Genomic DNA, 10,072 nt, shown 5'->3' with positions numbered 1-10,072 from the left:
GTTACTGCGCCACCGTCATCTCGAGTGCCTGGGCGAGCTTCTGGGTGTTGAACGGCTTTTCCAGGAAAGCGATGTTCTGCTGACTCAGCCATTTGCGGTGCTTTTGCGCCGGGTCATAGCCGGACATGCAGACAATGCCCATGCCGGGCCGCGCTGTTATTGCTTCCTTGATCAGCGATACGCCGTCCAGCCCGCCGGGCAACACAACGTCGGTCAGCAGGATGTCGATCTTGGCGGGCGAGACAATCAGGTCGAGCGCCTCCATGCCATTGGCGACGGCGTGAACCTTGAAGCCGAGATGGCGCAATTGCGCGCCGGCGACGATGCGGACATCGGCGTCGTCCTCGACCAGCAGCACGGTCTTTTCGCTTTCCACATCGGTGGCGGTGGTGACGTTGTCGGCTTCGTCCGGCGGGCAGGCCGAAGCAATGCGCGGCAACCGGATCGTCACCGACGTTCCGTATTGCGGCGCGCTCTCGATCTTGAGCTGTCCGCCCGACTGCTCGGTGAAGCCTTGCACCATGGAAAGGCCGAGGCCGCTGCCCAGGCCGTCGGCCTTGGTCGTGAAGAATGGCTCGGCGGCGCGCGCGAGCACCTCCTCGGTCATGCCGAAGCCGGTATCGCTGACGGTGATGCAGACTTCCTCGCCCGTCGGCCAGCGCGACGATTTGGCGAGCGCGGGTTCGCACGGTCGGCATTCGGTGGCGATGGTGATCTGACCGCCCTCGGGCATGGCGTCGCGGGCGTTGATAGCGAGATTGAGCAGCGCATTGGCCAACTGATTGCGGTCGACGGAAATGATCGCGTCCTTGGCGTTGAGCCTCGTCACGAGGTCGATATTGGTGCCGAGGGTCCGCTGCAGCAGGCGCAAGGTGTCGAGCACCAACTGGTCGATCGGGGTCGGTTCGGCGCGCAGCGGCGTTTGCCGTGAGAACGCCAGCAGGCGGCGTACGAGTTCGCGCCCTCGGCGCGTCGCGCGCATCGCGGCGTCGACCAGGTCGGGGTCGGCGGTGAGCCCGCGCGCGGCGGCCCGATCGACGAATTCGAGACTGCCGGCAATGACCGAGAGCAGGTTGTTGAAGTCGTGCGCGACGCCGGCGGTCAGTTGGCCGACCGCCTCCATCTTCTGCATCTGGCCGAGCGTCATCTGCGCTTCCTCGCGACGACGCATTTCCTGCGCCAGCTCGGCGGTGCGCGCGCTGACGCGGGCCTCCAACTCCTGATTGGCGCGTGCCAGCAGTTCCTCGGTGCGGCGGCGGATGGTGACGTCTTGGATCGTGCCGAATATGCCGGTGATGGCCCCGGCGCTGTCGCGCACCGGCGTCATCCAGAGCTCGAGATCGACGATCGCGCCGTCGGGCCGTCGTGCGCGAATGACCAGAAAGGGGATTTCCCGACCGGCAATGACGTCATTGCCGGCCTTCTTGAGGGCGGGCCGGTCCTCGGGAAGCACCATTTCGTAAAAGCTGCGCACCGTGAGCGAATGTCCGGACGAGAAGCCGAATATCGCGTAGATGCCGTCGGACCAGGTGATGGTCTTCGAGACGAGATCGTTCTTGAAGTGGCCGAGTAGGGCGAGCCGCTCGGCGCGGGCAAGGTTGTCGCGGCTTTCCTTGAGCGAGACTTCCGACTGCATGCGCCCGGTGATGTCGGCCAAGGTGCCGACCATGCGAACCGGTTTGCCTTCGGCATTGCGTTGCGCCAGGCCGCGGCTCCGCACCCAGATGTAGTGGCCGTCGGCGTGCCTGATCCTGAACTCGATCACGTAAGGCTCGCCGTCTTCGAGGTGCGCGCGGAGCGCCTCCTGCGCGGCAGCTCGATCGTCGGGATGAATGAGTTGGTGAAATGTTTCCAGGCTGGGCGCCGCATCAGCGGGTACGCCCATCAACCGTTTCCACTGCGGCGACTTATAATTTTCTCCGGTCTCGATGTTCCAGTCCCAGATCCCGTCGTTCACCGCTTCTTCGACCAGGCGATATCGTTCCTGGCTGCGGCGCAGATCGTCCTGCGCGGCGAGCAGTTTTTGTTCGCGCGCAATACCCCATCGGATGCCCAGCAGGATCGCCGCGGTGACGAGCAGAGCGATAATCCAGTAGATTTGCGCCTGCCGGTTAGCGTGACGATAAATATACTCTTCGGTAACGGAGACCGTGGCTATCAAGGGATACTCGCCAATGACGCGATAGGCGACCAGCCGGGTGTGCTGATCGAATGTCCGAAATTGACTGAAGAAATGTCCGTTGCGCGCGTTGACAAGGTGGCTGAACAATGTGGACGCCGGACCGAGGCGTGTCCCCGATGGCACGCTTACGGCTTTGCCGTCGACCGCGCGGGCCCGCACGATGCCATCCATTCCGACCAGGCCGAATGCGCCGTTCAAACCGAGATTGAGGTCGGCGCCGACCTTGATCAGGGAGTCTGGTGAGACGATCGCCGCGACAATGCCTTCGAAGGCGCCGTCCGGTCCGAACAACCTCCGTGTGACAACGATGGCAGGGCGGTTATCGAGCTTCGATTTCAGGGGCTCGCTGAAAAGCAGCTCATCGGTCGACGCTTCCTTCTGCCGCCGGAAATAGTCCCGGTCAGCGAAGTTCTGACCGGCGGGGATCATTCCTACTCCCGAACCGACGCCGGTCGAAGCGGCAACGGCACTGCCGTCCTTGTCGAGGATCGCGAACCTGTACTCGAGGTCGGTCCTGGCGGCTGTGTCGTTCAGCCAGGCCTGCAGTTCGTCCGACGATCTCGAGTTCTGATAGGCACGGCGAAGGAGTTGAAGGGTCGAGTCGACGCTTCTAAAGATGTGCGAGTACGACTGATCGACAATGCGGACGAGGTTGTCGGTCGCTCGCGTTGCGTTAGCGACCGCGTCACGCCGATCATTGGTGATCAAGAGGGCCAGGACGCCGTACACGGCGGCGAGCATGCACAAGCCGATAAATGTCGCCGGTTGTATCCAGGCACGCCAACGGGAACCGCGGTCAAAGCGACCGTCCGGCTTCCCGCGCACGTTGCCTGACTGGGCCGGCGTCTCAAGGATGGCCGCAGGGGCCATCGGCTGATCTGTCACGGCGGCTCGCCTCCCGTGGGCGAGGTCACCCACGGGAGGCATTCTTATCTTGCGTGGTTTATTCGAGGTACGATGCCGCTGACGTTATGCACATTCTTTGTTTCTTTGTGTGCGGGCCCCGTTCACGTAGCGAACGGGGCTGGAATCCGGCGGCGGGGCGCGTGCGGCATTATTGTTCGCGGCGCGCGGCCTACCTCATCGTCCGATTAAGCCGCGGCCAACTTACCGGCAAATACCGCGAAGCGATCCATCAGCGCTTTGAGGAAATCGCGTACGCTGGCATCGGTGACGTTGTGTTCACTATCGATCAGGTCGGGCTTGTATTGAATGTAAGCTTCGCCTCCGAGCAGGTGCAGGCCTTGATCGCCGAGCACCGACCGGAGGTGCTGCTGTACGAGGGCGGTCGAGAGCGCGCCGCCCGAGGTGCCGGTAATGACCGCCGGCTTGTCGGGCCAGGACGTCTTGCCCCAGGGCCGGGCGCCCCAGTCGATGGCATTCTTGAGCACCGCCGGAATGGAGCGGCCGTGTTCGGGCGAAACGACGAGCAGGGCGTCGGAGGCCTCGACCTCGCTCTTGAAGCGGGCAACCGGCGCCGGCAGCGGAGCCTCAAAGTCCTCATTATACATCGGCAAGTCGTCGATTTGGATCAGCTTCGCCTCGAAGGCGTCGGCGCCGAGCTTGGCCAGCGCCAGCGCCAGTTTGCGGTTGATGGACTCCTTGCGGTTCGAGCCGACGATGAGCCCCAGTTTGAGCTTAGCCATTGAAACCTCTATTTTTTAGCCTAAGTTACGGTCTGTAACCGAGGATAAATAGATGACCGCTCAACACACTCAAGAAGGCACAATTTCCATACCCGGTACCCTTCATGTGGCCGAAAACTGCCGCGCTGTGAGCGAGGTGCTCGCCAGAGTGGGCGATAAATGGACTGTCCTGGTGGTCTGGACGCTGGGCGACGGACCCAAGCGCTTCAACGAATTGCGCCGGGCGCTGGGCTCGATCTCGCAGCGCATGCTGACCTTGACCCTGCGCGGCCTCGAGCGTGACGGACTGGTGTCCCGGACCGTGTTTCCGACCATTCCGCCGCGCGTCGATTACGAGCTGACGGACCTCGGCCGCTCGCTGCTCGAACCGGTCCACGAACTCGGCCTGTGGGCGCGGCAAAACCGCCCGGCGATCCAGCAGGCGCGGGCGCGCTTTGACGCGGGCGCTACAACCTGACGCGGTCGGCCCACCATAATCGGGGCGGAATCTCGCCTCATGCTTTGGTCTACGAGGCCTTGTTTATTGGGTTTCCGGCGGCGGGCGGTGCAACCCCGCTCGGAAATGCGCTGGACGACTAGTAAGTAAATACCATAGCCTGTGACAGCGATCGGATGGCCGTGGGGGCGGCCGCCGCGCGCAGGTGGGGCTGCAACGTTCGTGGGGGTGAAGTCGCGTGCCCCGGTATTTCTTCAATTTCAGCGACGGCCGTCGCTGGTTCACCGACGACTCTGGCCAGGAATTCGGCGGGCTCGCTGCGGCGCGCCGTCATGCCGTGAGCCAGGTGCGCGATCTCAAAGCCGCGATGTGCGATCCGGGCATCCAGGATCTGTCCGGCTGGACGATGCGCGTGGTCGACGGCGAGGGCCGCGCCGTCTTTGAAATCGGCTTCGACCTCAAGCCGGACCGTGTCGACGGGTGAGCGCCGGTTTCGGCGTTTTGTTTCCGCTCTGTTACGCCCGGCGAAAGCGGCGCCACGCTTCACCGCCCGTGGCCGAGAAACTCGATGCCGAGTTCGCCGCCGAGCCGCCAAACGACGCGGCAATCGCGCCGCATCTCGCCGCCCTCGTTGAAGACCGACAGGATGAAGGTGTCGGGCATTTCGGCCTCGCAATAGAGCCGGGCGCCGCTCTCGGAAATGTCCGTGATGAAGCAGCTGCGCGGCAGGGCGCCGGCGCCGGCATAATACTGAGCCACGCGGTTGAGGGCGCGTCGCGGCGTTTTCCGTCGTTCTTTCAGCAAGGCCGATCGCGCTTTGTTATCGAGGAGTGTCATGTTCATACCGCCCGGCCCCTCAGATTGGCTTAAGACGAAGAAACGAATTTGAAGCAATGGCCGGCAAGCGTGTCAGGGAGGTGGACCGAAAAAATTACTAAAATTTTTTTCGGCTCTTCATCTCGCCAGGCCGGCGCCCGGGGCTTCCGCCGGCATCGCCGTGCCGCGCATCGTGCGGTAACCATTAGGATTTTTCGCCCAAAGCGGCGCGCTTGGATAAAAATCACAAACTAGGAAAATAGGCTTGACAGCGTGACGCTCCTCAGGTAGGTTTTGGGCATGCTCCACACCTGCGTTCGGTGAGGCGCTCCGCGGAAAGCGCGGGGCGAATGCGGCGCGCTGCTTTTCAACGCTGCTTCTTCTGCGTTGCTTGCGCTTCGTTTCATGGGAACGCGAGGCCGCCACTGGCGTTGCCCTCCATATCGCTGCGCCACGAGCGCGCGGCATGTCCGGTTACGACAGGCGGTAAGGAGAACGCGATGGCAAAACTGGAAGACGGCCGGGTCGTGGAAAGCGCGACGGAAGCGCGCGCCGGGGTCACCGGCCACAACGTGCGCTACGTGCTGACATTCGGGATCCTCGGAGTCGCCGTGCTCTTCGCCGTTGTCTACATATATTTCTTCGCCGCCTGACGCGCTTTCAGCGCAGCGGCATTGCGATGTTCGAACGCGCCGGTTTTCGCCGGCGCGTTTTTTATTGGGGGGAGGGCTCCGACATGGCGAAACGGCAAATTCCGCCGGAGATGCTCGAAGAAGCGCGGCGGCTTTACGAGCAGACTCTGGCGCCGGTCGACGATATTGCCGACATGCTGGGTATTGGGAATTCCACTTTCTACCTGATCGTCAACCGCAACGGATGGCGTGGCCGCCGCGCCAAGCTGGCGCGCGGCCAGTTCGTGCGCGCGCTGAGCAGGATCGGCGCCGACGCCCTGATCGGGCCGCCAGCCGATCAACCGCGCGCGCCGGTCGAGCCGAAGCCGCCGGCCGCGACGGCCGAGCAACGGCTCGTGCTTGCGCAACGCCTGCAGGAGGCCGTTGGCGATCAGATCGACGCGATCAAGCACGTGACCAAGCTGGTCGGCGCGCAGGAGCAGCTCGGTGAAGGCGCGCGGGGGCTTGCCGCCGTATCGCGCTCGCTGCGCGAGACGCACGAACTGCTTCAGCCGCCAGAGGAAGAAAAGAAGCCCGATGTCCCCGACGACGAACCCTTCCCCTACGACGTCGAGCAGTTCCGACGAGACCTTGCTCGCGCTCTTCGAGCGGTTCTCGACGAACGGCGAGGCGGAGCTGCACGAGAATCTGACGCGCCTGTTCGACAAACTGCCGGGCCGCAATCTCGAGAAGCTGAGGACTGACTTCGGGCTCTATGCGCTCAAGCATCAGACGACGCCCGCGCTCGCCAATAGCGGCGCGCCGTGGACGACCTGGCTCATTCTCGGTGGCCGCGGCGCCGGCAAGACGCGCGCCGGCGCCGAATGGGTGCGAAAGGTCGCCTGCAATGACGCGCAGGCACGCATCGCGCTGGTTGGCGAGACCGAGCACGATGTCCGCGCCGTGATGGTGGAAGGCGTGTCGGGGCTGCTCAGCGTGCATCCTTACTGGGAGCGGCCGAACTGGCAGCCATCGCTGCGCCGCATCGAATGGAAGAACGGCGCGGTGGCCGAGATCTTTTCGGCGGAGAATTACGAAAGCCTGCGCGGCCCGCAATTCACGGCCGCGTGGTGCGACGAACTCGCCAAGTGGCGTCAAGCCGAAGCAACCTTCGACATGCTGCAGTTCGGACTGCGCCTTGGTGAGCGGCCGCGGCAGGTGATCACCACCACGCCGCGGCCGATCGCGCTGCTCAAGAAGCTGATGGCCGATCCATCGACGGCGCTGACCCGCGCCGGCACGGTGGCCAATGCGCTCAACCTGTCGGCGTCTTTCGTCGAGCAGGTGTTCGCGCGCTACAAGGGCACGCGCATCGGCCGCCAGGAGCTTGACGGCGAGATCGTCGAGGAGCGCGCCGATGCTTTGTGGACGCGCGCCGGGCTGGAGAGCTGCCGCGTCGATGCCGCGCCGGAGCTGACGCGCATCGTGGTGGCGATCGACCCGCCGGCGTCGTCAAAGCGGGGCGCGGATGCCTGCGGCATCGTCGCCGCCGGCCGCGCCGGAGACGGCACGATCTATGTGATCGAGGACGCCAGCATTGCCGGCGCAACGCCGCAAGGCTGGGCGAGCCGCGCCATCGCGCTGTGGCGCAAGTATGAGGCCGACGCGCTGATCGCCGAGGTCAACCAGGGCGGCGAGATGGTGAGCGCCGTGCTCAAGTCGATCGACGGCGCGGTGCCGGTGACGACGACGCGGGCGACGCGCGGCAAATATCACCGCGCCGAGCCGGTGTCGCAAATGTACGAGCAGGGCCGGGTGAAGCACGCCGGCAATTTTTCCTCGCTCGAGGATGAGATGTGCGACTTCGGCCTCGATGGCTTGTCGTCCGGCCACTCACCGGACCGGCTCGATGCGCTGGTGTGGGCGGTGGCGGCGCTGAGCTTCGCGGCAAGGCCATTGCCGCGGATCAGGAGGCTGTAGAAATACGGTGTCACGGGACCGTTCGATGATCGATCACCGGCCACCTGCATCATCGCGGGACAGTTCACGCGGTTACATGCGGTAAATTCTGCCACTCATGCGCGATACCGGGCGTCGCCACGGACCATAATTTTTCCGGGCGAGAATGTGCCGATACCGTGGAACGCGCTTGTTTTATCGGAGTTGTTTATTCCGGCCGTGCCAAAGCGCGACACAATCGTTAACGCGCGCATAGCTCGGCCTTGAGTCATGCCACCAGGCGTCATGTTTTGGTCACATTGAGACGGCGGAAGGGGCGTTCCTCACGAGGCGGCAGTCCTGCCGCTCCCTCCATCAGCGGCGTCAATGCCGCTCTTCAAGACAGGTGACTGGGATATTGAAACGAGCTGTACTCGCGATCATGACGATCGCTTCGATCACGGCGGCGGCGACGAGCGCCGACGCCCGACCGAACAATCGCCAGTCGGCGCAACAGCCGCAGGTGACGTGCGACCAGCGCGGCTGCTCCGACAGCCCGACCGCGGTGGCCGCGCGCAAAGCGACGCAACGCACCTCCGGTGCCCGCGTTCGTACGCCGGCTGCGAATGAAGCCTACACCGCCCGCGCCGAGCAACGGCAGGCGGCGCAGGTCGATGCCAATGGCAACTCCGTCATTATCGGCGGCCGGCCGCAGGGATGTCCGCATCAGTTCTGCGGCTGCGAGGCATCGCTCTATCTGTTCGGCGAGATCCGCAAGGATCTGAACCTGGCAGCCAACTGGATCCGCAAATTCCCGCGGACCCAACCGGCCGCGGGCATGGTGGCGGCGCGTTCGGGCCATGTGTTCGTGCTGATGAGCCACGTCGAAGGCAATCAGTGGATGGTCCATGACGGCAATTCCGGTGGCGGCAAGACGCGCCGGCATGTCCGTTCGATCGCCGGCTATGTCATCGTCAACCCGCATGCCTCGCGGGTGGCGTCGAACTAGAATCGTTTCCAACCTGTTATGCCCCGCGAAAGCGGGGCATCCAGTAATCGCCCGAGACTTTTGTGTGTACTGGATCGCCCGCTTTCGCGGGCGATGACAGCATCGGAATCCAACTAGAGGAGCCCGCCGTTAACCGGCGGGCTTTTTTTATGCTCGACACCTTGAAGAGACTGCTTCGTCCCGCGGAGCAGAAGGCCTCGCGCGCGGCCCGGCTCATTGCTCTCGAAAACGGCGGACGCGCCCGCTGGACGCCGCGCGATTACGCGGCGCTGGTGCGCGAGGGCTATACGCGCAACGCCATCGTGCACCGCGCGGTGCGGCTGACAGCCGAGGCGGTCGGCTCGCTGTCCTTCGTGCTGTATGACGGCGCGAGCGAACTCACCGCGCATCCGCTGCTCGATATCCTGGCGCGGCCGAACCCCCGCCAGGACGGGCCGGCTTTCCTTGAAGCGATCGCTGCGCATCTGATGCTGTCCGGCAATGCCTATGTCGAAGCGGTGAGCATCGGCGGCGAGGGGAGCCCACGCGAACTCTATGCGCTTCGGCCCGACCGCGTGAAAGTGGTGCCGGGGCCGGAGGGCTGGCCGGGGGCGTTCGACTATACGGTCGGCGGCAACACCGTGCGCTTTGCTCAGGACGGCGTCGTGCCGCCGATCCTGCATCTGACCTTGTTCAATCCGCTCGACGATTACTATGGCTTCAGTCCGCTCGAGGCGGCCTTGACCGCGGTCGATACCCACAATGCCGCGACGGCCTGGAACAAGGCGCTGCTCGACAATGCGGCGCGGCCTTCCGGCGCGCTGCTCTATGCCGGCGCGGAGGGCGCCGTGCTCAACGACACGCAGTATGCGCGGCTGAAGAAGGAACTGATTGACGAATACCAGGGCGCGACCAATGCCGGCCGGCCGATGCTGCTCGAAGGCGGCCTCGACTGGAAGGCGATGTCGCTGACGCCCAAGGACATGGACTTCATGGAGGCCAAGAACGCCGCGGCGCGGGAAATCGCGCTGGCCTTCGGCGTGCCGCCGATGCTGCTCGCCATTCCCGGCGACAACACTTATGCGAACTACACCGAAGCCAACCGCGTGTTCTGGCGCGGCAGTGTGTTGCCTTTGGCGAGCCGTATCGGCGCGGCGCTGGCGCAGTGGCTGTCGCCGGGCTTCGGCGCCGGCGCACTCACGCTCGCCGTCGATACCGATCGTATCGAGGCGCTCGGCGCCGACCGCGCCGCGCTGTGGGAGCGCGTCACCAAGGCGCCGTTCCTCACCGTCAACGAGAAGCGCGCGGCGACGGGATACGGCGCGGTCGAGGGCGGGGACGGGGTCGGCTAGCGCCGAACATCTACTCAGCGGTCATCCCCGCGAAGGCGTGGATCCAGCTCTTTGAACAATCGCCGCGAGGGCTGGATCGTCCGCTTTCGCGGACGATGACGGC

General features: G+C 64.4%; 10 protein-coding genes. 7 read left to right on the top strand and 3 right to left on the bottom strand.

Annotated features, from left to right (window positions below; genetic code table 11):
• Position 1: 1 nt before the first annotated feature.
• Positions 2-2,923, bottom strand: coding sequence for a PAS domain-containing protein (locus E8Q40_RS16130; protein WP_168197873.1), 2,922 nt, complete (start codon positions 2,921-2,923; stop codon positions 2-4).
• A gap of 350 nt (positions 2,924-3,273) precedes the next feature.
• The gene (locus E8Q40_RS16125; protein ID WP_137045505.1) at positions 3,274-3,828 is read right to left on the bottom strand and encodes an NADPH-dependent FMN reductase; all 555 of its coding nucleotides are present in this window, start codon (positions 3,826-3,828) and stop codon (positions 3,274-3,276) included.
• 52 nt (positions 3,829-3,880) lie between these two features.
• On the opposite strand from E8Q40_RS16125, the gene E8Q40_RS16120 reads away from it, so the two are divergent.
• Together E8Q40_RS16120 and E8Q40_RS16115 are read left to right on the top strand one after the other, a co-directional pair.
• Positions 3,881-4,285 carry a helix-turn-helix domain-containing protein gene (locus E8Q40_RS16120; RefSeq protein WP_137045504.1) on the top strand — a complete coding sequence of 135 codons (405 nt, stop codon included), beginning with the start codon at positions 3,881-3,883 and terminating at the stop codon, positions 4,283-4,285.
• A gap of 217 nt (positions 4,286-4,502) precedes the next feature.
• A complete protein-coding gene (locus E8Q40_RS16115) occupies positions 4,503-4,748 on the top strand; it encodes a hypothetical protein (protein ID WP_137045503.1) in 246 nt (81 codons plus the stop codon).
• Positions 4,749-4,807: 59 nt separating this feature from the next.
• On the opposite strand, the gene E8Q40_RS16110 is transcribed toward E8Q40_RS16115, so the two are convergent.
• On the bottom strand, positions 4,808-5,101 hold the full coding sequence (locus tag E8Q40_RS16110; protein WP_168197872.1) for a PilZ domain-containing protein: 294 nt from the start codon (positions 5,099-5,101) through the stop codon (positions 4,808-4,810).
• A gap of 479 nt (positions 5,102-5,580) precedes the next feature.
• On the opposite strand from E8Q40_RS16110, the gene E8Q40_RS22020 reads away from it, so the two are divergent.
• From E8Q40_RS22020 to E8Q40_RS16090, 5 genes are all read left to right on the top strand, one after another.
• Positions 5,581-5,733, top strand: coding sequence for a hypothetical protein (locus tag E8Q40_RS22020; protein ID WP_168197697.1), 153 nt, complete (start codon positions 5,581-5,583; stop codon positions 5,731-5,733).
• Between the two features lie 26 nt (positions 5,734-5,759).
• Positions 5,760-6,455 (top strand): hypothetical protein, encoded by a 696-nt coding sequence (locus E8Q40_RS22270; protein ID WP_246662877.1) that lies wholly within the window; start codon positions 5,760-5,762, stop codon positions 6,453-6,455.
• Positions 6,421-7,671 (top strand): DNA-packaging protein, encoded by a 1,251-nt coding sequence (locus E8Q40_RS16100; RefSeq protein ID WP_370455265.1) that lies wholly within the window; start codon positions 6,421-6,423, stop codon positions 7,669-7,671. Before E8Q40_RS22270 ends, E8Q40_RS16100 begins: the two co-directional genes overlap by 35 nt.
• A 400-nt stretch (positions 7,672-8,071) precedes the next feature.
• Positions 8,072-8,638: a hypothetical protein gene (locus E8Q40_RS16095; protein WP_137045499.1), complete on the top strand. Its 567-nt coding sequence runs from the start codon at positions 8,072-8,074 to the stop codon at positions 8,636-8,638.
• A 149-nt stretch (positions 8,639-8,787) separates the two neighbouring features.
• Positions 8,788-9,969, top strand: coding sequence for a phage portal protein (locus tag E8Q40_RS16090; RefSeq protein WP_137045498.1), 1,182 nt, complete (start codon positions 8,788-8,790; stop codon positions 9,967-9,969).
• The last annotated feature ends 103 nt before the right edge of the window (positions 9,970-10,072 follow it).

Source organism: Pseudolabrys sp. FHR47, from assembly GCF_005153485.1.
Classification (GTDB): domain Bacteria; phylum Pseudomonadota; class Alphaproteobacteria; order Rhizobiales; family Xanthobacteraceae; genus Pseudolabrys.
The sequence above is the reverse complement of the archived record's forward strand: the minus strand, read 5'-3'. Positions and strand labels throughout refer to the sequence as shown.

Bases quoted from the DNA above. Each gene is read 5' to 3' on its own strand.
- E8Q40_RS16130 (WP_168197873.1), bottom strand. From the start codon at position 2,923: ATGCTCGCCGCCGTGTACGGCGTCCTGGCCCTCTTGATCACCAATGAT.
- E8Q40_RS16125 (WP_137045505.1), bottom strand. From the start codon at position 3,828: ATGGCTAAGCTCAAACTGGGGCTCATCGTCGGCTCGAACCGCAAGGAG.
- E8Q40_RS16095 (WP_137045499.1), top strand. From the start codon at position 8,072: ATGACGATCGCTTCGATCACGGCGGCGGCGACGAGCGCCGACGCCCGA.
- E8Q40_RS16120 (WP_137045504.1), top strand. From the start codon at position 3,881: ATGACCGCTCAACACACTCAAGAAGGCACAATTTCCATACCCGGTACC.
- E8Q40_RS22020 (WP_168197697.1), top strand. From the start codon at position 5,581: ATGGCAAAACTGGAAGACGGCCGGGTCGTGGAAAGCGCGACGGAAGCG.
- E8Q40_RS16110 (WP_168197872.1), bottom strand. From the start codon at position 5,101: ATGACACTCCTCGATAACAAAGCGCGATCGGCCTTGCTGAAAGAACGA.
- E8Q40_RS22270 (WP_246662877.1), top strand. From the start codon at position 5,760: ATGTTCGAACGCGCCGGTTTTCGCCGGCGCGTTTTTTATTGGGGGGAG.
- E8Q40_RS16090 (WP_137045498.1), top strand. From the start codon at position 8,788: ATGCTCGACACCTTGAAGAGACTGCTTCGTCCCGCGGAGCAGAAGGCC.